Source organism: Exiguobacterium sp. s192 (genome assembly GCF_018618795.1).
Taxonomy (GTDB): Bacteria; Bacillota; Bacilli; order Exiguobacteriales; family Exiguobacteriaceae; genus Exiguobacterium_A; species Exiguobacterium_A undae.
Genome location: NZ_JACSMS010000001.1, coordinates 852946 through 874220 on the forward strand (window position 1 = coordinate 852946; position 21275 = coordinate 874220).

Annotated in this window: 24 protein-coding genes; 13 read left to right on the plus strand and 11 right to left on the minus strand. The window is 48.4% G+C overall.

Translation table 11 applies throughout. The features are described from left to right. Positions 1-20: 20 nt before the first annotated feature. Positions 21-1232 (plus strand): MFS transporter, encoded by a 1212-nt coding sequence (locus tag KNP87_RS04490; protein ID WP_026833037.1) that lies wholly within the window; start codon positions 21-23, stop codon positions 1230-1232. Positions 1233-1262: 30 nt separating this feature from the next. Continuing rightward, on the plus strand, positions 1263-1925 hold the full coding sequence (locus KNP87_RS04495) for a hypothetical protein (protein WP_026833038.1): 663 nt from the start codon (positions 1263-1265) through the stop codon (positions 1923-1925). Positions 1926-1969: 44 nt separating this feature from the next. On the opposite strand, the gene KNP87_RS04500 is transcribed toward KNP87_RS04495, so the two are convergent. Continuing rightward, entirely contained in the window at positions 1970-2575 is a 606-nt protein-coding gene (locus KNP87_RS04500) for a GNAT family N-acetyltransferase (RefSeq protein WP_214720961.1), read from the minus strand. 91 nt (positions 2576-2666) lie between these two features. Between KNP87_RS04500 and KNP87_RS04505 the strand changes: the two genes are divergently transcribed. The 4 genes from KNP87_RS04505 to KNP87_RS04520 are packed head-to-tail and all read left to right on the plus strand — an operon-like array spanning position 2667 to position 3740. After that, entirely contained in the window at positions 2667-2870 is a 204-nt protein-coding gene (locus KNP87_RS04505) for a hypothetical protein (protein ID WP_051524838.1), read from the plus strand. A 12-nt stretch (positions 2871-2882) separates the two neighbouring features. Then, positions 2883-3056, plus strand: coding sequence for a hypothetical protein (locus KNP87_RS04510; protein WP_214720962.1), 174 nt, complete (start codon positions 2883-2885; stop codon positions 3054-3056). Positions 3057-3068: 12 nt separating this feature from the next. Next, positions 3069-3257: a hypothetical protein gene (locus KNP87_RS04515; protein WP_214720963.1), complete on the plus strand. Its 189-nt coding sequence runs from the start codon at positions 3069-3071 to the stop codon at positions 3255-3257. Between the two features lie 12 nt (positions 3258-3269). Next, the gene (locus KNP87_RS04520) at positions 3270-3740 is read left to right on the plus strand and encodes a GNAT family N-acetyltransferase (RefSeq protein ID WP_214720964.1); all 471 of its coding nucleotides are present in this window, start codon (positions 3270-3272) and stop codon (positions 3738-3740) included. 39 nt (positions 3741-3779) lie between these two features. On the opposite strand, the gene KNP87_RS04525 is transcribed toward KNP87_RS04520, so the two are convergent. From KNP87_RS04525 to KNP87_RS04545, 5 genes are all read right to left on the minus strand, one after another. Continuing rightward, complete coding sequence (locus tag KNP87_RS04525) at positions 3780-4313, minus strand: hypothetical protein (RefSeq protein WP_214720965.1); 534 nt, start codon at positions 4311-4313, stop codon at positions 3780-3782. A gap of 12 nt (positions 4314-4325) precedes the next feature. Continuing rightward, the gene (locus KNP87_RS04530) at positions 4326-4997 is read right to left on the minus strand and encodes a phosphorylase family protein (RefSeq protein WP_214721039.1); all 672 of its coding nucleotides are present in this window, start codon (positions 4995-4997) and stop codon (positions 4326-4328) included. A gap of 29 nt (positions 4998-5026) precedes the next feature. Further along, positions 5027-5524 (minus strand): hypothetical protein, encoded by a 498-nt coding sequence (locus KNP87_RS04535; RefSeq protein WP_214720966.1) that lies wholly within the window; start codon positions 5522-5524, stop codon positions 5027-5029. Positions 5525-5696: 172 nt separating this feature from the next. Then, the gene (gene bglA, locus KNP87_RS04540) at positions 5697-7157 is read right to left on the minus strand and encodes a 6-phospho-beta-glucosidase BglA (RefSeq protein WP_214720967.1); all 1461 of its coding nucleotides are present in this window, start codon (positions 7155-7157) and stop codon (positions 5697-5699) included. A 26-nt stretch (positions 7158-7183) separates the two neighbouring features. Then, positions 7184-9082 (minus strand): beta-glucoside-specific PTS transporter subunit IIABC, encoded by a 1899-nt coding sequence (locus tag KNP87_RS04545; RefSeq protein ID WP_214720968.1) that lies wholly within the window; start codon positions 9080-9082, stop codon positions 7184-7186. A 168-nt stretch (positions 9083-9250) separates the two neighbouring features. On the opposite strand from KNP87_RS04545, the gene KNP87_RS04550 reads away from it, so the two are divergent. The 4 genes from KNP87_RS04550 to KNP87_RS04565 are packed head-to-tail and all read left to right on the plus strand — an operon-like array spanning position 9251 to position 11354. After that, positions 9251-9961 carry a GntR family transcriptional regulator gene (locus KNP87_RS04550; protein ID WP_214720969.1) on the plus strand — a complete coding sequence of 237 codons (711 nt, stop codon included), beginning with the start codon at positions 9251-9253 and terminating at the stop codon, positions 9959-9961. A gap of 13 nt (positions 9962-9974) precedes the next feature. Next, positions 9975-10421, plus strand: coding sequence for a hypothetical protein (locus tag KNP87_RS04555; RefSeq protein ID WP_214720970.1), 447 nt, complete (start codon positions 9975-9977; stop codon positions 10419-10421). A 31-nt stretch (positions 10422-10452) separates the two neighbouring features. Beyond that, the gene (locus tag KNP87_RS04560; RefSeq protein ID WP_214720971.1) at positions 10453-10917 is read left to right on the plus strand and encodes a GNAT family N-acetyltransferase; all 465 of its coding nucleotides are present in this window, start codon (positions 10453-10455) and stop codon (positions 10915-10917) included. Further along, a complete protein-coding gene (locus KNP87_RS04565) occupies positions 10914-11354 on the plus strand; it encodes a hypothetical protein (RefSeq protein ID WP_214720972.1) in 441 nt (146 codons plus the stop codon). The genes KNP87_RS04560 and KNP87_RS04565 overlap by 4 nt, the downstream gene beginning before the upstream one ends. Before the next feature lie 45 nt (positions 11355-11399). Here the strand turns inward: KNP87_RS04565 and KNP87_RS04570 are convergent, their stop codons facing one another. Beyond that, positions 11400-11708 (minus strand): hypothetical protein, encoded by a 309-nt coding sequence (locus KNP87_RS04570; protein WP_214720973.1) that lies wholly within the window; start codon positions 11706-11708, stop codon positions 11400-11402. 376 nt (positions 11709-12084) lie between these two features. On the opposite strand from KNP87_RS04570, the gene KNP87_RS04575 reads away from it, so the two are divergent. Then, a complete protein-coding gene (locus KNP87_RS04575; RefSeq protein ID WP_026833053.1) occupies positions 12085-13470 on the plus strand; it encodes an MFS transporter in 1386 nt (461 codons plus the stop codon). A gap of 47 nt (positions 13471-13517) precedes the next feature. Here the strand turns inward: KNP87_RS04575 and KNP87_RS04580 are convergent, their stop codons facing one another. The 4 genes from KNP87_RS04580 to KNP87_RS04595 form a co-directional block, all read right to left on the minus strand. Further along, complete coding sequence (locus KNP87_RS04580) at positions 13518-14963, minus strand: glycoside hydrolase family 1 protein (protein WP_214720974.1); 1446 nt, start codon at positions 14961-14963, stop codon at positions 13518-13520. Between the two features lie 29 nt (positions 14964-14992). Then, the gene (locus tag KNP87_RS04585) at positions 14993-16822 is read right to left on the minus strand and encodes a beta-glucoside-specific PTS transporter subunit IIABC (protein ID WP_214720975.1); all 1830 of its coding nucleotides are present in this window, start codon (positions 16820-16822) and stop codon (positions 14993-14995) included. Positions 16823-16927: 105 nt separating this feature from the next. Then, the gene (locus KNP87_RS04590) at positions 16928-17587 is read right to left on the minus strand and encodes a PRD domain-containing protein (RefSeq protein WP_214720976.1); all 660 of its coding nucleotides are present in this window, start codon (positions 17585-17587) and stop codon (positions 16928-16930) included. Positions 17588-17873: 286 nt separating this feature from the next. Continuing rightward, positions 17874-19178, minus strand: a complete 1305-nt coding sequence (locus KNP87_RS04595) for a hemolysin family protein (RefSeq protein WP_119922859.1) — start codon at positions 19176-19178, stop codon at positions 17874-17876. A 338-nt stretch (positions 19179-19516) separates the two neighbouring features. Between KNP87_RS04595 and KNP87_RS04600 the strand changes: the two genes are divergently transcribed. Both KNP87_RS04600 and KNP87_RS04605 read left to right on the plus strand, forming a co-directional pair. Continuing rightward, entirely contained in the window at positions 19517-20569 is a 1053-nt protein-coding gene (locus KNP87_RS04600) for a hypothetical protein (RefSeq protein WP_251135406.1), read from the plus strand. A 103-nt stretch (positions 20570-20672) separates the two neighbouring features. Next, positions 20673-21251: a TetR/AcrR family transcriptional regulator gene (locus KNP87_RS04605; protein WP_214720977.1), complete on the plus strand. Its 579-nt coding sequence runs from the start codon at positions 20673-20675 to the stop codon at positions 21249-21251. Positions 21252-21275 lie beyond the last annotated feature (24 nt).

The following is a 21275-nucleotide window of genomic DNA, read 5'->3' on the forward strand; positions in this document are numbered from 1 at the left end:
GTTAAAGTGGGTGAACCATTGTGACTCGTGCTTCAATTCTTCTTGCTTCATTCGGGGTTTCACAGTTTGGTGATTTCATCTATCTGGTCGCGATTAACGTCTACCTTTATCAATTGACCGGTTCCGCCGCTGCGGTCGCCGGTCTTTGGATCATCGGTCCAATTGCTGCTCTGTTCATGAAATTTTGGGCCGGCAGTGTGATTGACCGGGTCGATGTCCGCCGGTGGTTAATCGGGACGGATATTGTTCGGGCGGTACTCGTCGCCCTGCTTCCCCTGCTGTCGACCTTACCGCTGATTTACCTGACTCTGTTTGCCCTTGCGCTCGTCAAAGCATTTTTTGAGCCGGCAGCGACGACTTACCTGACACAAGTCGTTCCGGAAACTGGGCGCAAGTCGTTTAATGCATACCGGAGTCTGATTACGTCGAGCGCCTTTTTGATTGGTCCGGCACTCGCCGGATTGTTATTGCTCGTCGCGACACCCGGCGTGGCCATTTGGATCAACGCCATGTCGTTCCTCGTATCCGGTCTGTTGCTCCTTACTTTGCCGTCTGTCCCGCGTGCGTCAGCTGTCCCAAGACTACAGCTCGCGGATCTGGCAACGGATTGGCGGACCGTGAGCCGCTTCAGCCGCACCGAGCGTTTCGTCAGCCTGATCTACATACTCGGTCTGTTGACGATGAGTCTTGCTCTCGCGCTGGATGCCCAGGAAGTCGTCTTTTTACAGACAGCCGTCGGTCTGACCACCACCGATTACGGATTATTAATCAGTATCACGGGAATCGGTTCTGTCCTCGGTGGCCTGACCGTCGCCCGTTTCGCGAACCGTCTTTCCTTAAAGACGTTACTCGTCAGCGGTTATCTGTTTGTTGCGCTCGGCTACTTGATTTACGCGACTGCCGACTCCTTTCTCATCGTGACGATTGGTTTTCTGTTACTCGGGTTTTTTAATGCATTTGCCGGAACCGGTTTCCTGACGTTTTATCAAAACAATGTCCCGGGTGAGCTGATTGGCCGCTTCACGAGCCTGTATGGTCTTGGTCAAAGTGTGGTACAAATCGTGTTCATTTTAGCAATTGGTTTTACGGGCGACTTGTTCCCGCTTCGATTCAGTATTGTCTCTGCCGCCGTTTTGCTTGCGGTATTGAGTCTCGTGCTGATGGTTAGCGTTCTGCGACCAAACAAGAGAGCGTTTTTTCGCGAAGATCAGACAACAAAACAAATTTCTTAACTCATCGAATACATAAAAGGACGTGCTGACATGAAGATTTTAATTGGGCAACCGAAACAAGAAACACAACTCGAACAATTGCGATGTGAGATTGCTGCTCATCCTGACATTGATCTGCTGTTGTATCCGGAAGGCTATTGCCGACACACGGATCTTGAGACGCTTTGTCAACTCGCCAAACAGTATGCGACCATCATCGTCACCGGTTACCGTAACGCGGATCGTTTGGATCAGGCATTGATCATCGATGCAGCCGGCGACATCGTCCTCGACCGGGCAAAAACGCCGGAAGCCGGTCCGCTTTATACACCGTCGACTGCCGTCATTGACGGTCAATCAACCGGTTATCTGCTCTGCCGCGAGATTTTTCTCGGACTCGATGGTCTGAAGAACGACAACGTTGATCTCATCTTTAATCCGATTGGGGTCGGGATGTTCAGCGAGGAACAATATGCGGACTGGTCGGGGGAAGCCCAGAAAATCAGCCGCCAGCAATCAGCACTGTTCCTCGGAACGAGTCACGCCGACGGCTCTTACCGCAATTGCGGCTTCTCGATTCCGACGGCATTTGCGTTTGACGCGACCGGTGAAGCCATCTTCCTTTCAAAAGATGATCCGCGGACACGAATTCTTGATACCGTGACGAAAACGGTTGAAATCGTAGATGTTTCTTCCGTCGAGCAGACACTTTGATCAGAAAAACCCCCAATCCGGTTCGCCGGATTGGGGGTTTCGTCTCATTGATGCTGTTTATTATTGTACTCCGAACCTTGACGCATCGTGACGTACTCGTCACGTAACAGCGAATACATCTTAACGTCATGGAATGCTTCTTTGATAAAGATCAACCGGCGCAACGTTCCCTCGTACGTCATGCCGACTTTTTCCATCACCCGTGCTGAACCGATGTTGCCTTCCATGCACCGGGCCTGGATCCGTTCGAGTTTGAGTTCTTCAAAACCGTACGCCATGACGCATTCGACCGCTTCCGTGACGATGCCTTTGCCCCAGAACTGACGCGATAACGCATAACCGAGTTCCGCTTGTTTATTCTCATCCAGCAACAGATGAATGAAATCGATCGTTCCGATCATCTTGCCGGTTTCTTTCCATTCAATGGCCCACGGTGCTTCTTTCCCTTGCGTGTAGTTTGACAGTACATAGTTCAAAAACTGTTCGGCCTGTTCGATCGTCTGATTGGCATTCCAGGTCACATAACGAGCAGTTTCCTCGTCTTGTGTATATTCGAATAAGTCATCACGATCGCTTGCTTGAAGCGGCCGCAGGATCAATCGTTTTGTCTCAAGGACCGGTAAGTGCTGGTAAAATTCCGTTGTCGTCATGTCAGTTCCCCCATTTCTTTTTACCATTATATAGAAAAAGTATCAGGAATGCGATACAGTGAAGACAGAATCTTTTAGGGAGTGTTTTGAAATGATCCGTAAATGTACAGCCTGTCAATCGGATATGGTTGAAGATTGTGAAGTCCATGTCAAAGGAGCCATGTACGGCTTAAAAATTAAAATACCAGGATGGCTGTTCAGCAAAGCATCAGCCGAAGCAAAAGCTGCTGTCTGCCCCCGTTGCGGTCATGTTGAGTTGTATGTCGAAAATCCCGGTGACTTCCTCATATCTTAAAGGAGATGAACTATGCCAATTACAACCCGCATCGTCAGTCTCATTACGATGAGTTCAATTTTACTGCTTCTTTTATGGACCACGGAGATCATTTCACCGACACTATTCGTATTGGGGTTTATTCCTCTTTCCCTTGCCATGTTATTCATCGGTCTCTTCGAACTGAAACAAGTACTTACGTCATAACGAGGTGAAAAAATGAGCAAACACCATCTATCAAGCATCCGCTTGCTGGTTATAATCGCGATTACTACTCTTGTCTGTGTCTATGGCTTTGGTATGGAGCTCGGATACGGCATCGTCATCATTCCGGTCACGGTCGGCTACACGATTTACTTGAATTTCAAAGCAGCACAAGCCGAAAAAATCGAGTCCGAACAGAACTAGGAGGCAGTACATATGCATCTGCAAGTCACATCCCTGACGTTCGATCAGGCAACAACGATCCTGCACTGGATCTATCCATCCCCCTATGACTTTTACAATATGGAAGTGTCGGACGAAGCGTATGCAGAATTGCTCGACGGTTCCTATCAGGCAGTGGTCGATCAAGCACAACTGGTCGGCTTCTTCTGTACCGGTCGTTCGGCTCAAGTTCCGGCCGGTCTTCCGCTCGGTCTGTATGCTGACGATTGTCTCGATCTCGGACTTGGCAGACATCCTGACGTCACGGGTCAAGGTACGGGATTCGCGTTTTGTTCGTTTGTCCTTGAAACAGTTAAAGCCGAATCATCTTTACCAATTCGTTTGACCGTCGCGACCTTTAATGAACGGGCGATTCACCTGTATGAACAGCTCGGATTTCGACAGCAATCAACTTTTTCTACAGCTCACGCCACTTTTATCGTCATGACGCAATTTCATGCATAAAACGCCATTCCGATTCTATGCCGGAGTGGCGTTTTTTTGTTACTTCTGTGTTTTGTTCTTTACCGTTTCCACCGTTTGAAAGACATTCGAATACATGGCGGTAATGTGTCCCTTCGTTTTAACATCGTTGTATAACCCGTATGTCCAAAACATGGTCGTTTTCCCATTCAAGTAACCGGCTGCATAATCCGTCGTTTCACCTGCTGCTTCCTTATAAGAAATCCAGTCTGCGATGAACGGCACGTGGCCCTTGTTCGATCCGATGAAAAATGTTGGAATTCTCATCTTCAGATATATGTCAGCATACTCCCCTTGATCCGCTTCCAGTAACTTGTTCGGCATGATCAGTACAGCGTCGAACGTTGAAGCGATCTGCTTGCGATTCTTTAATTCATCGAACGAAATCTTCTTTAGACGGACGTTATCTTCCCGGACTTCCGGTGTTTTTCCGATATAGGCAATGTTCAACGGTTCACCCGTATACTGAGGAACGTTTGGCTCGTTTGGCTGTCCGATCCCACATCCACCGAGCATGAGGGTCAGCGGAATCGAACAAAGAAGTCGTTTTTTCATATTGCCGCTCCTTTAAATAAATAACGGAAGATACTCGTCAAAAATCCGTGTCATGACTTTTGGTGTGTTTTCGATGTAGACATTGATCTGTTCCTGATTCGACTGAAGCGGATCAAAATCCGTCTCATCCGTCGGAACGTCCGAAATCCCCTTGATGATGATGCATTCGACTTCATTTTTCCGACAGATGTAGGCGATTGCCCCGGCTTCCGTATCAGCAACCGTGATGCCGTTTTCCTGCAGTTCCAGATAATCGCGCCACATGACGACGGCGCGGTCCGCCGTTCCAATCGTCCCGGTCCGACAATCAATCCCGTATTTCGTGACATCGATTTCAACGATGAACGACGGTTTCAGCAACGGTTCGACTTCCTTCACCGTACAGTCATATTGAACGGCACGATCCGGAATAATGATGTCGAGCACCTCAAACCGTTCATCGATCCCGGCGCACGTTCCGACGACGAGCACTTTTGTGATCGGAAAATGTGACAGCATGTACTGATTACCGCCGACACCGTTCACTTTCCGGACACCGGTGCTGTAAAAAATGACAGGTTTCCCGTTGATTGTCCGGCAAAAGTATTCCCCGTACGGGTACGTAATCCGTTCCGTTTCTTGTACATGAAAGTAATCCAGCGTCGCCTCAAATTCCCAAACCGTCGCGATGCTGATACCCACCATCAAGCGATTCTTGGCAACCGTCTCCGAACTCAATCCCATTTTTCCTCTTCATCCATCCAAATCTGCCGCTTCAAATCAAACGTTTCTCCTTCATCGTGGACATTAAAATAAGCTGGCAGTTGAACCCGCTCTCCACCGGCTTGTTGCCAACACGTGCTGAACCACTCCGTAAAGAGTCGTCGTTCCTGCTCAATCAAGATTTCTTCATGTTCCTCGTGGAATACATCAAAGTCATCTGATGACTTTGATGTAACGTGATAATACACCGCCTCATCGAGCATCGATTCACTGCCGGCAAACCCCGGTGTCCCGGCTTCTTCAAACACTTCATTGGCTTCCCGGTCCATCGAAAAGAACATGATGGATAGATCATGCCGCGACGGTTCGATAAACGCAGAAAAATCCAGCAGTTCGACATCCGGTGCAAAGGTTGCCCCCGCGATTGCCTTCAAATTGTTGACCAGCACGTCTGTGTGCTGCGCAAGATTCGTTTTAATTGAAGCTAAATACTCATCCACTGTAAACATAGTTATTACCTCCATTACTGTTCTGAACCATCCTGTATTTAGGATGATATTCGACTATCCATACAAATACTGGATGCTATCTTCTTTATCATACGTCTTTTCGTTGTTCAAGCAAGCCTTTTTTAGACTCAAACAACCTCCACCCGATTCGGATGGAGGTCTGTTTGATTGATTAACGTTGTGTTGCTTTGTCATATGCCAAGTCTTGTCCATTTGTCGCAATGACCTGTTTGTACCAGTCGAACGAATCCTTTTTCATCCGTTCCATTGAACCGTTGCCTTCATTGTCCCGGTCAACGTAAATCATGCCGTAACGTTTTTTCATCTCACCCGTCGTAAACGACACGATGTCGATGATGCCCCATGGCGTGTAGCCCATCAATTCGACGCCGTCTTCCGTGACCGCTTCCGTCAACGCCTCGATATGCGTCTTCAGATAATCAATCCGCGCTGCGTCATGAATCTTACCGTCTTCAATCGTATCGACGGCACCAAAGCCATTTTCGACGATGAAGAGCGGGAGTTGGTACCGGTCATACAGACGGTTCAGGACGTAGCGGAGTCCGACCGGATCAATCGCCCAGCCCCAGTCGCTCGACTGGATGTACGGATTCTCGACACCGTTCGCGAGTCCGCCGTTGACGATGTTGCCTGTATTGTTGACCGTCGCGTCGTGCTTGACGGTCGTCGACATGTAGTAACTGAAGCCGATGTAGTCGACTGTTCCGTTTTTCAGGATCTCGTCGTCACCGTCGAGAATCGGAATCTGATACCCTTCGCGCTCGAACTCTTTTAAGGCATAGTTCGGATAATAACCGCGCGCCTGGACATCCGGGAAGAAATAGCGCTGACGCATCGATTTTTCCGCCAGCATGACGTCTTCCGGATGCGACGAGTACGGATAGATTGGGACGTGTGAAATCATCGCTCCGATTTGGAAATCGGGATTGATTGCTTTTCCTTTTGCGACGGCAAGAGCACTGGCAATCAACTCGTGGTGACCGGTCTGATACATGACTTCCATTGCGTTTTCATCCGGCTCGACTTTGACACCGGAGTTCGTCCAGAGGAACAATGGGTTTTCCACATCCATCTTGTTGTTGATTTCGTTGAACGTCATCCAGTACGTCACTTTGTCTTTGTAACGCGTGAAGCAGACTTCAGCGAACCGCTCGAAGAACTCGGCGACTTTCCGGTTGCGGAACCCGCCGTATTCGCGGGCCAGATGCAACGGCATCTCGAAGTGCGACAACGTGATGATCGGTTCGATGCCGTGTTTCAACAATTCGTCAAACACATCATCATAAAACTGCAGTCCTGCTTCGTTCGGTTCCGTTTCGTCGCCGTTCGGGAAAATTCGGCTCCAGCCGATTGACGTCCGGAGACATTTCAGACCCATCTCGGCAAACAAGGCGATGTCTTCTTTATAACGGTGATAAAAATCGATCGCTTCATGGTTCGGGTAAAACGTCCCGTCTTCGATCGTATCGGTGATCCGGCGGGCCACCCCGTGTTCACCTGCCGTCATGACGTCGACGACGCTTGGTCCTTTGCCGCCGGCGTTCCAGCCGCCTTCAAATTGATGGGCAGCCAGTGCCCCGCCCCATAAAAAATCGTTTGGTAATGTCTTCATCTTCGTTTCCTCCTTGTATCTCTCTGTTATTTAACGATCGTTAAAATCGCTGTATTGGTTTCGACCGTTTCGTGTTGTCCGACGATCACTTCCGCATAACTCGACGCGTTCGTGACGATGACCGGTGTGATGGTCTGTAAGCCGTGCTGCTCGATGGCAGATGCGTCAAACGTCAATAACGTTTGTCCGGCATCGACACTCGCTCCGTCTTCGACATGTAACGTAAACGGAGTCCCGTCTAAGCCAACGGTTTCCAGCCCGACGTGAATCAAAACTTCGACACCGCTCGTCGACCGCAGACCAATCGCATGTTTCGTCGGTGCAATCATGACGACCGTACCGGTGAACGGTGCAACGACCGTGTTTCCGGTTGGACGAATCGCGACACCTTGCCCCATCGCTCCCGATGCAAAAACTTCATCCGGTACGTCCGACAGTGGCACGACTTGTCCGGCAAGTGGTGCTTGAATCGTTTCTTCATTCGTCAACGTTGCACTGACTTCTTGTGCCGGAACAGGTGCTGCCGGCGTCGTCGTCACCGGGACGACTTTCTCTTCGCCAAAACCGAGAATTTGAATCAAGACGATCGGTAAAATCAAGGCAATCGCCGTTCCGATCAATAATCCGACGATCGAAGACGGATAGTCGGAACTGATACCGTTGACGAGCGTCAATGGTCCCGGCAGACCGGCGTAGGCGAAGTAATACGGTTTGAAGAAACTCGCGACGACGGCTCCAACCGCGCCCGAGATACAGCCGTAGATGAACGGTTTCTTAAAGCGTAACGTCACGCCGTAAATGGCCGGTTCCGTAATTCCGAAAATCCCGGTCAGACCAGCTGAGACACCAACCTTTTTCGTTTCCTTGTTGCGCGTTTTTAAAATGACACCGATGACGGCACCGACTTGAGCGATGACGGCAATCGTCTGATAGGCTTGGAACGAATCCCGCCCGTACTGTTCGAAGTTTGCCAGTACCATCGGCGTCACGCCCCAGTGAACGCCGAAGATGACGATGATTTGCCAAAAGCCGCCGATGATCAGTCCGGCAAGTGCCGGTGCATTTTCGGCCAGATAATTGTATCCGTTTGCAATTCCTTCCGCTCCGAGTGTCGTGATCGGACCGATGACGAGAATCGTCAGCGGCACCATGATGACCATACAGAAGAACGGGACGAATAATGGTTTGATGACGTCATTGATTGTCCGGTTCAGGAATTTTTCAAGATAAGACAGCAACCAGACGAGGAACAACGGTGGTAAGACCGATGACGTGTAGGTCGTTCCCGATAAGGCGATGCCGATGAATGAAATTGATTCACCGGACGTGATCCGTCCGGCCATCTCGGCCCACGTCGGACTGACGAGTGCCGCACTACAGGCAACAGCGATGAACTGATTGACTTTAAAGTGATTCGCTGCCGTGATCGCAATGAAAATCGGCAGAAACGTAAACGGTGCCCAAGAGATAAAGCTGAACACTTCATATGTTCCCGTCGCGGCAAAGTCTTTAAACACAAGTGAAATTAAGATGAGTGCCCCTTGCAGGATACCGGCTGCTGCCAAGATATAGACGAACGGTGCAAAGACGGCTGACATCGTTGCGATGATCCGGTTCAAGATGGTTCCTTTGGGTGTTTCGGTTCCCTGATCCGAATTCCCGTCTTCTAATGAAACAAGTGGTCGAAACGCTTCATAGACTTCCCCGACATGTTGCCCGATGACGACCTGGAACTGACCGCCTGATTCGACGACCGTGATGACACCCGGTAACGCAGCGACCTGGTCTTTCGCCTTTGCATCCGATCGTTTCAACACCAACCGTAGCCGGGTCGCACAACGCGCGACACTGATGATATTGTCCTCGCCACCGACCGCTTCCAAAATCGAATGCGCCAGTTGCTGATAATCCCGCACTTTACTCATCCCTGAACCTCCTTTATTCTGTTGACCCCAAATCGTACATCCTCATTATAATTGTACATGTACAATTTATCAATCCATATTTAATTTAATTATTCGTATGATTTAGTTCAAATCAGTCGTATGCTATAGTAAAAAAGTAGAACAATTACTGGAAAATGAGGGTGAACCATGCTGAAATACCAACAGACGGCGACGGAAATCGAAGCCTATATCGAACAACACGCATTACAGCAAGGCGATAAACTACCGGTCCTCGATCAACTGATCCGTCAATTTGCAGTCAGTAAAACGACGATGACGAAAGCACTGGAACTATTGGAGCGAAAAGGTACCATCTTTCAAGTCCGCGGCAGCGGGATTTTTGTCCGGAAGACGAATCGGAAAGGCTATATCGAGCTGTTTTCGACGCAAGGATTTAAACAGAATCTCGTCGAGCACGACATCCAGTCCAAAGTCCTGTCGTTCGAGCTGATTCCCTGCCCGGACGAAATCATCGAAAACCTTGGTAGTGCTCCCGGGGAAATGGTCTATGCCATCAAACGGATCCGCTACATCGACGGGAACATCATGTGCCTTGAAGAATCGTATTACCGTCAAGCAATCGTGCCCTATCTGAACCGGGAAATCGTCGAACAGTCGATTTTCGAGTACCTCGAGACGGCGCTCGGACTGAACATCGGGTTTTCGGACATGTACATGCATGTCGGTAAGTTACCTGACTCGATTGCAAAACACTTGGAGCTTAAAGCCGGTGATCCGGCATTGACGGTCGAAACGATCTTCCACTTGACGAACGGCCGGCCGTTCGACTATTCCGTCATCACCTATCATTACGAGCACTCGCAATTCGTCGTTCAGGCGAACGGCTTGTATTTATGAGGGGACTTCGCACATGAATGAAGAAGTGCTTTTCTATTACGCGATTCTCGCAGGCGGTATCATCTGTATGGTGCTGAGTGTATTGTTATATTTCTGGCTCCGTGAAGATAACGGAATCGAATTTCCCCTGTTTTTCCGACTCGTTTTACTGTGTTTATTCGGTGTGGGACTGGTCTGGTATTCGGCGCCGAGCCTGAAATATGTCGTCTATCATGACTATGTGACGACTAAAGGAGTCTGTACGGTAGAGTACAATGATGAATCCAAACCGCGGACGATTGATCTTTATTATGATGAAACAGGTGACTACTTCAGTTTCTTTGATCGTGCCGAACTCGGCGCATACGGACCGGACGTCCCGTATACCTGTCACGTGACGACGACAAAAGATCATGAATTTGAGAATTCTTACCAGATATACGATTTCAAGACGGATAAGTTATTGTATTCATCTGAATGACCGAAACTACTTCGAGGGTAGGAATGTGACCATGACCATCCAAACTAACCGATTGACGATTGTACCGTATACGACTGAATGGGCAACGCTCGTTTTGAAACAATGTTACGAGAACGGTCCTGAACTTGAGAATCACTTAATTGAACTGGCAGAAACACCTGCCCTGCTCCTCTGGGGCAGCTGGCTCGTCATCTCCCAAGCTGACGGCAACATCATCGGGGACATCGGCTTCAAAGGAAGACCATCCGCCAATAAGAACGTTGAAATCGGCTACGGCTTATTGGAACGTTATCAGAACAATGGTTATGCGACAGAAGCCGTCGGTGCTCTTGTCGATTGGGCTTTGTCCCGCCCGGACGTTGCCACTGTCTCTGCTGAAACAATAGCGACGAATCGTGCTTCGATCCGGGTCTTGGAGAAAATCGGATTCCAAAAAACTTGTGCATCCGATACCACCTTTCATTGGTCCCGCCATCAGACGGACGTATCCAGATGAATGCTGAAATCATCACTTACTTTTTTATTTTCTTGTTAGGTGTTTCATTTGTCTTACCGGTCTGCTATTTTCTTGTCCTTCATTTTGACAACAAACAGTATTCCTTTTTCAAAAAACTCAAATGGACAGGGATCCTATTACTCGGATTGTTATGTCTCTGGGTAACGGTACCGAGCTTTACCGAGATGGTGTTTCGTGATTATCGTGTAATGGAAGGTTCATGCTTTCTAGAACCGTCTGAATCAAAAGGAACATCCGTCGAAATCACGTTAACGGAAACCAACAACACGTTTTCCTTCCGTGACGCACCTGATCTTGATGCTTATGGTAAAAAGATTCCGTACTATTGTCAGGTAACGACGACACGAAACGGAGACTTCGAAATCGATTATCGTGTCTATGATCAAGACACGAAAAAGCTGCTCTATGCGAATTGAGGATACAAATAAGCGGAGTTCCTGTGAATAGGAATTCCGCTTATTTTACTGTTCGATACCCGCTCGCACAGCCGGTTCAAGAAACAGTTCATCATCAAATGTCGTCAGCTCAATCATCCGGCCGTCTTTTTCATACCAGGCGGCCAGACCTTCCCGATCGACCACGTTCCAGCCGTCTTGTCGAATCCGCATCACGTACAATACGCCGGGTCCATCGACTTCCGATACGAGGTGCGTCTTGATGAACAAGCCGTCCGGCTTTTCCTGAACGGTCCCTGTCCGTGGAACCGGAAAACCATTCACTTCCGACGTCTCAAACAGATAATACCAACCCGTTCCACTGATGATTAGCACCCCCAATAAAACAGCCATCCACTTTCCCATGCGTCGTGTGTTTATGTCATATTGCCCCTCCGTAAATCATCTATGTATCGATTTAACTTTACCAATCATTTCCTTACCTTAACCTCCTGCTTAAGGCGGATTCTTGGCAAACAGAGGGAATGAAAACGAATGAAAAGCATGTCATTTTTGTGAAAAGAACTGAAAAAAATTATTATTTTTTCATAAATCTTTACGACAAGACGTCCTGCTTAGAGCATCAACGGTTTGACAACTCCCGGCATAGAGCCGTTTTTACCTGTTATCAAGTCATTAAGTCGCTTAACGACTTGACTTCATTTCCTGCTATGTTACGATACGAACTTATTAAAGGGAGTGAATAGAACTTATGAAATTCAGAAAAGAAAAAGTCAATGTCGTCGACATGAAGCAAACCAAAAAAAGTGTCTACGCGACCGGAATTGGGAATGCGATGGAATGGTTCGATTTTGGTCTTTATTCGTATCTCGCAATCATCATCAGTCAAAACTTCTTTAGTGCCGTCGAGAACGATGAACTGAAGCTCGTCTTTACCTTTGCGACGTTTGCGATCGCTTTTTTAATGCGACCAATCGGCGGAATCGTCTTTGGACGCATCGGGGATCGGCTCGGACGAAAGGTTGTCTTGACGACGACCATTGTCATGATGGCCGGTTCGACCCTCATCATCGGATTATTACCAACGTATGATCAAATCGGGATTTGGGCACCGATTTTACTGTTACTGGCCCGGATTTTACAAGGTTTTTCAACCGGCGGTGAGTATGCCGGTGCAATGGTCTACATCGCTGAATCGTCACCTGATAACAAACGAAGCGCCCTCGGAAGTGGTCTTGAAATCGGGACACTCGCTGGTTATATTCTGGCGTCAATTCTGGCAACCGTCTTGTTCGTGACGTTATCCGATGATCAAATGGCATCATGGGGATGGCGGATTCCGTTCATTTTAGGGGCACCGCTCGGACTGTTTGGTCTGTACTTGCGCCGCCATCTCGATGAGTCACCGATCTTCGAAAACGAAATCAACGAAAATACGGAAGAACCGGCGTCGTTCCGGGAAATCATCCGGGACCATAAACGCGATATCATCGTTTGTTTCATCGCCGTCGCGTTCTTCAACATTACGAACTACATGTTACTGTCGTATATGCCGTCTTACCTGAATGAAGTCATGGGCATCTCCAGTTCAACGAGTACGATCTTGATTACCGGTGTCATGGTCATCATGATTCCACTCGCTTACTTCTTCGGTAAACTCAGCGACAAAAAAGGTAACCGTAACATCGTCTTGTTTGCCTTGGCAGGTCTCTCGATTCTGTCGATTCTCTCGTTCTACCTGATTGGTCTGAAACCACTCTTGTTCGTCGGAATCGGAATCTTCATTCTTGGCTTCTTCCTCGCAATCTTTGAAGGCACGATGCCAAGTCTGTTGCCAAGTATCTTTTATACGGATGTCCGCTACCGGACACTGTCTGTCACGTTTAATGTCTCCGTCTCGATTTTCGGCGGAACGACGCCGCTTGTCTCGACCTGGCTCGTCCACGCGACACAAAACCCGCTCGCACCGGCTTATTATTTGACGGCGGTCAGCGTCATCGGCTTCATCACGTTCTTCTTTTTCTTCAAGAGTACGTCAGGCAAGGCCTTAAAAGGTTCGCACCCGACCGTCTCGACAGAAAAAGAATTACACGCTGTCGCGAAAAAACCGGAAGATGCCTTATGGTGGGCAGAATAATTCCATTTCAAAAGACCGGCGTCGCTTTTGCGATGCCGGTCTTTTGCTTACTTAGCGATCGAGGTGTTGGTCAGTGCTGCACCATTTGTCGCAATGACCTCTTTGTACCAGTAGAATGAATCTTTCCGCGACCGGTCAAGTGTCCCCGAGCCGTCATCCTGCTTGTCGACATAGATGAAACCATACCGTTTGCTGTACTCACCGGTTGACGCACTGACGAGATCAATGCAACCCCAGCTCGTATACCCCATCATGTCAACGCCGTCCTGGATCGCTTCCATCATCGCTTTCAAATGACTTTCGAGATAGGCGATCCGGTACGAATCATGAATCGATCCATCTGCTTCCACCTCGTCATAAGCACCAAGACCGTTTTCGACGATGAACAACGGAATCTGATACCGGTCGTACAGTTTATTTAAAATGATCCGCAATCCGTCCGGATCGATCTCCCAGCCCCAGTCGCTCGCTTTCAAGTACGGATTTTTGACACCGCTCATGATATTGCCACCGGCATCGTCGCCGTCTTTTTCCGCCTTCTCGGTCCGAGACATATAATAACTGAGTGAGAAGAAATCAACGGTGTAGTCTCGTAACAGATCAAGATCGCCGTCTTCCAAGACAAGCTGAATGCCGTTTTCAGCGAAGAAACGATCGGCAAATGCCGGATAGGCTCCACGGACATGAACATCCCCGCAGAAATAGTTCATCATCCGTTCTTCTTCTAGCGCATACTGAACATCCATCGGATTTGAACTGTAAGCATAGACCGGTGCAGCAATCAACATACAACCGATCTGCATCGTTGGATCGATTTCGCGTGCCGCTTTCGTCGCCAGGCTGCTCGCAACGAACTGATGATGCAAGCCTTGATAAGTCGATTGCAACATGTTTTCCCCGTCCCGAATCGCCATGCCGAGACTGAGCATCGGCATGAACTGTGCCCCGTTGATTTCGTTGAATGTCAGCCAGTACTTGACCTTTCCTTTATATCGCTTGAACAGGACACGACTGTATCGTTCGAAAAATGTTACGAGCCGGCGGTCGCGCCAGCCGCCGTATTCTTTCGCAAGATGGAGCGGCAGTTCGTAATGGGAAATCGTCACGAGCGGTTCGATATCGTGTTTTAACAGTTCATCGATGACGCGGTCATAAAAGCGGAGACCTTCTTCATTTGGTTCCAACTCGTCCCCGTTCGGGAAAATCCGGCTCCAGGCAATCGACATCCGGTACGTCTTGAAGCCCATTTCGGCAAATAGGGCAATGTCTTCTTTATAGTGGCTGTAAAAATCAATGCCGTCATGATTCGGATACGTAAACTCTTCTTTTAGCTCAAAATCAAACTGTGGATCGTGGATGACCTGCATCCGGTGTTTTCCGCCCGGCATGACATCGGCAATCGACAATCCTTTCCCGCCCGTCGCGTAGGCCCCTTCGAGTTGATTCGCAGCCGTTGCGCCGCCCCATAGAAAATCGAATTTGATCTGTTTCATGAATAACTCCTCCTCTGATTGGTTTTAGACTAAAATGCGTAAGACGTCACGTCACGTGACGGTTCGACCGTTCCTTGATACGTCGGCAAGACATCGAGATAACTTGCTGTATTCGTCACGATGATCGGTGTGACGACATCATAACCAGCCTGCTTGATCTGCTCGATGTCGAAGCGGATCAACGGATCACCGACCCGGATCGCCTGGCCGCTCTCGACGAACGACTCAAAGTGTTGTCCGTTCAACTGGACGGTGTCGAGACCGATGTGGACCAAAATCTCGACGCCGGTGTCCGACCGTAAACCGATGGCGTGTTTCGACGGATAAACCGTCACGACTTCCCCGTCAAACGGGGCATAAACGATACCTTCATCCGGAATGATGGCCAACCCTTTCCCCATTGCACCGCTTGAGAAGACGGCATCATCGACTTGTTCCAGCGAAATGATTTCGCCTTTGACCGGTGCGAGGACCGGTAAGCCGACTTGTTCACTGATGACCGGCATATCTTGTGTCACCGGCTGTTTTTCATTGGCGAAGAAATACGTCAGTGTGAAGGCGACGGCCGCTGCGACAGCTAGTCCGATGAAAGCCCCCCAAAACGTCAGGCTGATGCCATCCTGCGGAATCATGACCGGAATACTGAAGACACCGAGTCCGCCCATCGCATAGGAAGCAGTACCGAGCCCGCCACCGACGAGTCCGCCAGCTGCTCCACCGACGACACCAAAAATAAATGGTTTTTTACGCGGCAACGTCAAACCGTACATCGCCGGTTCCGTGATCCCGAAGATCCCGGCAATCGTCGAAGACGTTCCGAGTCCTTTGATTTTTGGATCCTTCGCCCGCAACGTGATGGCGAAGACGGCACCGACTTGGCCGAACGTTGCCATCAGGACACCGACCGTGATTGTGTCGAATCCATTGACGGACAGGTTGTTGATGATAATCGGGACCAGTCCCCAGTGGAGACCGAACATGACGAAAATTTGCCAAAAGGCACCGATGAAGGCAATCGCGATGACCGGGCTCAAGTTATAGAGGAACGAGTAACCGGCTGCAAGTCCCTGACTCGCATATGTCGCAAGCGGTCCGATGGCAAGGAACGTTACCGGAACGACGATCATCAAAACGAGCATCGGTGTCGTGAAGTTCTTGACCGCTTCATGGGAGTGACGATTGAAGAATCTTTCAAGTTTCGAAGAGACATACGTCGCCAGAATAATCGGGATGACGGATGAGGCATAACTCATCAGAACGACCGGGATCGTCAGGAATGTCAGACTTTCACCGGAAGCTTGCAGGGCGACGATCGACGGATAGACGAGCGCCCCACCGATAATCATCCCGATATACGGATTGCCGCCGAATTTTTTCGCTGCCGAGTGACCGAGGACGACCGGCAGGAAGTAAAACAGGGCATCGGCTGTCGCGTTCAAGACGATATATGTGCCCATCGTCGGTGTCAACAAACCGGTCGCGACCAGTATCGCAAGTAATCCTTTTAATAGTCCGCTCCCTGCCATCGGTCCAAGAATCGGTGTGAAAATACCGGCAATCGTGTCGATAAAGCGGTTGAATAGACTGGTCTTTTCCGTTTCTTCTGCGACGTCCTGACCGATTCCGTTCAGTTCGTTATAGACCTCTCCAACATGATTTCCGATGACGACCTGAAATTGTCCGCCACTTTTAACGACGGTGATGACTCCGTCCGTCTGTTTCAGCGTCTCCGCATCGGCTTGTTGTTCATCTTTTAATTTAAATCGCAGGCGTGTCGCACAATGAAATACCGTTTTCACGTTCTCTTCTCCTCCGACCAGCCGGACGATGTCTTGCGCGAGTGTTTGATACTTGCCCATCTGTCTCACTCCATTCTGATTTTTGGAATAAAAAAACCTAAACGACGACAAGTGAAAAACACTTGTAATCATTTAGGTTTGGCCCGTCGATGCGGTAACCATCCTTTAGGATTGATTCTGTTTCATCAAGTTCTCGATATGAATCATCAAGTAAAGCCGTTCATCTTTCGAAACCATGTAGTCATACTTCCCGGTAATCAGATTGGCGATCTTTTCGACACATTCAAAAGCTTTCGGATAGCGGGATTTCACCATTTCATACAGTTCTTCATCTCCGCCGGAGTTCAGCTTTGTCTTTGAGACAATACGTTGTACAAAAAACTTAAGATGGGTTAAAAACCGGGCGTACGCGTGTGACTCTTCATCCAATTCCACTTGGAAGTGGTAGGTGATGATAGTCAAGATGGCTTGCGTTGCCTTTGTCATCTCGGTGACGATGTGCAGGCTTTCACCTTTAACCCCTGACATGGAGGCGTTCACAAGATGCAAAGCAATCGAAACGGCTTCTTCTTCCTCAAGTCGGACAGCGTGACGTTCATTGATCAGACGAACGGCTTCTTTCCCGATTGCGAACTCTGGTGCATAAAATCGTTTAACTTCCCAGACCAGCGGATTTCGAATGAGGACACCTTCCGCATAACGTGATAATGCATAGTGAATGTGATCAGCAAGTGTTACATAAATCGTGTCGTGCAAGGACTTGTTCAGTCTGTGTTCCGCCACCTTGACGATTTCCTTGACCGTTTGATTCAATCGCCACGACATTGTTGTTGAATACCTTCACGATCTGCACGGAATCCTTCACCTCCATCCCTGAGAATTCATGAAAAGAAAAAACCTAAATTCATATCCATCGCCGCAACACGCAACAGATATCAATTTAGGTTTTGCCTGCTTTCGCAGTAACAATCCTGAATGGTTTATTCTTTTCATTATTAGAATACGATGTAAAAGGGTGGTCGTCAATCTTTTTATGAAGCGCTTTCAAAAAAATCTGATTATTCTGGAGTATAAGAAAAACGCTCCTCCCGCAGGAGAAGCGCTTGTTGCATTAAGACGTTTGTTTCAACACAAGTTTGACTTGCTGGATTTGGTAGTTCTCGACGTGCAACAGTTCAAGATCATACGTCTCCGTCTCAAGTGTTTCACCGACCTGATAGTCCGTTCCTTGTGCTTGGATGAAACCGGCAATCGTATCGATTTCCTCGGCGTCAGCAAACGTCAGGTTAAACCGTTCTTTTAAATCTGCCAGTAATACGGTCCCCGACAGATGATATTCTGTCTTCGAAACCGTCTCGATGTCGGCTTGTTCATCTTCGTCGAATTCATCACGGATTTCACCGACGATTTCTTCAAGCAAATCTTCCATCGCGATCATACCGGCAGTTCCACCGTACTCGTCGATGACGAGTGCGATGTGGGAACGCGTCACCTTCATCTTCAGCAACGTTTCCTGAAGTGGTGTCATCTCGGACACAGCTGGTATCTCTTTCATATACTTCTGTAAGTCCCGTTGTTGATCGTTTGCTTGATCCGTCAAGACTTCCTTGACGTTGACGTACCCGATGATTTTATCTTTATCAAAATCCTCGATGACCGGGTAACGCGTGTATTGATTGTCCGTCATGATCTGTAAGACTTCGGCCCATGTCATACTGAGCGACAGCGTCGTTACGTTCATCCGGGGCACCATGATATCCTTCGTCACCCGCTCGTCGAACGCAAAAACGTTTTGCATCAACGCGAGTTCCGTCTGATTGATTTCACCGCTCTTGAAGCTTTGCGACATGATGATCTTCAACTCTTCTTCCGAGTGGGCTTGTTCGTGCCCTGCCGGCTGAACGCCGAACAGACGTAAGAAAATCCGTGCCGAACCGTTCATCACCCAGATGAAGGGATACATGATTTTACCGAACACATACAACGCTGGTGCAAGAAGTAAAGTCATCCGTTCTGCATACTGGATCGCCAGTGTCTTTGGTGCGAGCTCTCCGATGACAACGTGTAGGAATGTGACCGAAACGAAAGCAATCGTGTACGACAGGATCGTCGACAGCGCCGCTGCGACACCAAATTCATCAAAGACCGGTCCGAGCAACTTTTCGACGGTCGGTTTCCCGAGCGCTCCAAGTCCAAGTGCCGTGATCGTGATTCCGAGCTGACAGGCTGACAAGTAATAGTCGAGGTCACTGGCAACTTTCTTTGCCAGGACCGCGCCCTTGTTTCCTTCCTGAATCATCTGATCAAGCCGCGACATCCGAACCTTTACGACAGCAAACTCCGATCCGACGAAAAACGCCGTCAATACGATCAACAATACAAGCAACGCCAAATTCAATACCAACAATATGTCCAATTCTTTCCCCTGAAACAGGGGGTCACCTCCAATAAAATAATTTGAATCGTTAAAATGATTCCATAATCTAAAACCGTACAGTAAGACGTTATAGTTTATATAATAGCGGACAGGTTTCTGAATATCAACTGTTTTGCCTGTGGTAATGATGCGATTATTCTGAATAATCCGATTACAGTTTCTAAAAGGAGTACTTTTGATACTAGGTTTGTTTGACCAGTTTAACGGCTATATAAGAGCTATGCACATCAACATCTCAAGTTAAAGTAGTTCAACACAAAGCTTCTTGAAGTCGAATGATGTTCGTAAAATCGTAAGTGGAGAGGTAGTGGATTATTATGGAAAAAACAAGAAAAGGTTTCTCGTCGTACTTACGACCAGAAGCAGATGGTGCAGGTCGAAACATTTCCTGGAGTTCGATCATCGCCGGAGTCGTATCATTTTTCGCACTCTTAATTACATTCAGTTTAATCGGTTCAGCAATTGGTCTTGGCGTTACAGACGTCACATCCAACAACCCGTTTGAGGGTGTTGGAATCGGTCTTGCCATCTGGGCAATTCTTTCATTACTCATTTCACTGTTTGTCGCTGGATTCGTTTCAGGTGTCACATCATCACGCGCCGGACTCGTTCATGGTTTTCTCACATGGTCAACAAGTGTTATCCTCTTGTTCGCCCTGCTGACATTCACGACAATCAACACGTTCCAAACAGTTGGTTCAGTGCTCGGAACAGTCGGCGGCGCAGCCGGTCAAGGGGTCGGTGCCATTGCCAGCACGACACAAGATGCGGTCTCTAAAGGATTCGGTTCAATCACAGATAACGTCTCAAACGTGGATACAAAAGAACTCGAAGGTAATGTCGATGAGATCCTTAAAGATACGGACATTCCTGAATTGCAACCAAACTACTTGCAAGGTCAGCTCGATGCCGTTCAAGATGACGCTACGCAAGCTGGGAAAGACGCGTTAACAAAACCTGAAGACTTCGACAAAATCGTCAGCGACCTTGGCGATTCGTTAACAGCTCGTGCAGAAAAAATCGAGAAATCCGTCGATGAAGATAAAATTGCAGAAGCGGTTGCTCAAAATACCGACCTCTCACAAGCTGAGGCAGATGAAGCAACACAAAACATCGTCGATGGTCTGAACCAGGCGACAAGCGAAACAAGCAAACAAATCGAAAATGCTAAAACAACGCTTGACGAAACATCAGCTGATCTGAAGAAAACAGTTGAAGATGTTCGTCAACAAACAGAACAAGCCACACAAACAGCATCAAAAGTTTCCATCTGGGGCTTCGTCGCTCTGATTTTAACAATGATCGTCACATCAATTGCTGGTATCACTGGTTCACGTGTCGCGACACGCGGTCGGATTGCCAACAAATAATGAATCATCTCGCCGAGGGTCCACGTGACCTTCGGCTTTTTTGTTTGACAATCGTTTTAAATCTGTTAGGCTGTTAACTAACGACCGTTAGGAAGGTGAATCAATGAAAGCGACTTTATTACTCCAGACCGCGTTGCGCCATTTTGCCCAACATGGTTACGAAGGGGCATCCTTACAGGAGATTGCGCAGGACGTCGGGATTAAGAAACCTTCGATTTATGCCCACTACCGCGGGAAAGACGAATTGTTTTTAACTGCGATGACGTATGCGCTTGAAACCCAAAAAACACATCTCGCCACGTACTTCATCTCGACCCGCCATCTTTCACTCGAACAGAGTCTGAAAGGTTTTTTTGATTGGTTTCTCGAAGAAAGCACCGAAAACGATCAACTGAAGTTCATTTTACGCATCGCTTATTTCCCGCCGGTCAAGCTCGAACGGGAAGTCACGGATTTAATCAATCCTTTTTTCGATACGATGCAACGTCACTTAACACGTCTCCTGCGGGAGCGCGACCGAACGGAACACATTCTTTACTCCGACGACTACCAGAGTGCCGCCCTCGCCTACTTGACGGTGACGGAAGGAACGATGACCGAGTTCGTCTACAACGGGGTCGCCGCATATGAACGGCGTTTCACCGCCATATGGCCGATTTTTTGGCGGGGACTCGTCCGGTAACAAGTCAAAACAGAAACAGAGGAT

Excerpts from the sequence above, each read along its gene's own strand:
- KNP87_RS04495 (WP_026833038.1), top strand. The coding sequence starts at position 1,263 with ATGAAGATTTTAATTGGGCAACCGAAACAAGAAACACAACTCGAACAA.
- KNP87_RS04500 (WP_214720961.1), bottom strand. The coding sequence starts at position 2,575 with ATGACGACAACGGAATTTTACCAGCACTTACCGGTCCTTGAGACAAAA.
- KNP87_RS04505 (WP_051524838.1), top strand. The coding sequence starts at position 2,667 with ATGATCCGTAAATGTACAGCCTGTCAATCGGATATGGTTGAAGATTGT.
- KNP87_RS04510 (WP_214720962.1), top strand. The coding sequence starts at position 2,883 with ATGCCAATTACAACCCGCATCGTCAGTCTCATTACGATGAGTTCAATT.
- KNP87_RS04515 (WP_214720963.1), top strand. The coding sequence starts at position 3,069 with ATGAGCAAACACCATCTATCAAGCATCCGCTTGCTGGTTATAATCGCG.
- KNP87_RS04520 (WP_214720964.1), top strand. The coding sequence starts at position 3,270 with ATGCATCTGCAAGTCACATCCCTGACGTTCGATCAGGCAACAACGATC.
- KNP87_RS04525 (WP_214720965.1), bottom strand. The coding sequence starts at position 4,313 with ATGAAAAAACGACTTCTTTGTTCGATTCCGCTGACCCTCATGCTCGGT.
- KNP87_RS04530 (WP_214721039.1), bottom strand. The coding sequence starts at position 4,997 with ATGGTGGGTATCAGCATCGCGACGGTTTGGGAATTTGAGGCGACGCTG.
- KNP87_RS04535 (WP_214720966.1), bottom strand. The coding sequence starts at position 5,524 with ATGTTTACAGTGGATGAGTATTTAGCTTCAATTAAAACGAATCTTGCG.
- bglA (WP_214720967.1), bottom strand. The coding sequence starts at position 7,157 with ATGAAGACATTACCAAACGATTTTTTATGGGGCGGGGCACTGGCTGCC.
- KNP87_RS04545 (WP_214720968.1), bottom strand. The coding sequence starts at position 9,082 with ATGAGTAAAGTGCGGGATTATCAGCAACTGGCGCATTCGATTTTGGAA.
- KNP87_RS04550 (WP_214720969.1), top strand. The coding sequence starts at position 9,251 with ATGCTGAAATACCAACAGACGGCGACGGAAATCGAAGCCTATATCGAA.
- KNP87_RS04555 (WP_214720970.1), top strand. The coding sequence starts at position 9,975 with ATGAATGAAGAAGTGCTTTTCTATTACGCGATTCTCGCAGGCGGTATC.
- KNP87_RS04560 (WP_214720971.1), top strand. The coding sequence starts at position 10,453 with ATGACCATCCAAACTAACCGATTGACGATTGTACCGTATACGACTGAA.
- KNP87_RS04565 (WP_214720972.1), top strand. The coding sequence starts at position 10,914 with ATGAATGCTGAAATCATCACTTACTTTTTTATTTTCTTGTTAGGTGTT.
- KNP87_RS04575 (WP_026833053.1), top strand. The coding sequence starts at position 12,085 with ATGAAATTCAGAAAAGAAAAAGTCAATGTCGTCGACATGAAGCAAACC.
- KNP87_RS04580 (WP_214720974.1), bottom strand. The coding sequence starts at position 14,963 with ATGAAACAGATCAAATTCGATTTTCTATGGGGCGGCGCAACGGCTGCG.
- KNP87_RS04585 (WP_214720975.1), bottom strand. The coding sequence starts at position 16,822 with ATGGGCAAGTATCAAACACTCGCGCAAGACATCGTCCGGCTGGTCGGA.
- KNP87_RS04590 (WP_214720976.1), bottom strand. The coding sequence starts at position 17,587 with ATGTCGTGGCGATTGAATCAAACGGTCAAGGAAATCGTCAAGGTGGCG.
- KNP87_RS04600 (WP_251135406.1), top strand. The coding sequence starts at position 19,517 with ATGGAAAAAACAAGAAAAGGTTTCTCGTCGTACTTACGACCAGAAGCA.
- KNP87_RS04605 (WP_214720977.1), top strand. The coding sequence starts at position 20,673 with ATGAAAGCGACTTTATTACTCCAGACCGCGTTGCGCCATTTTGCCCAA.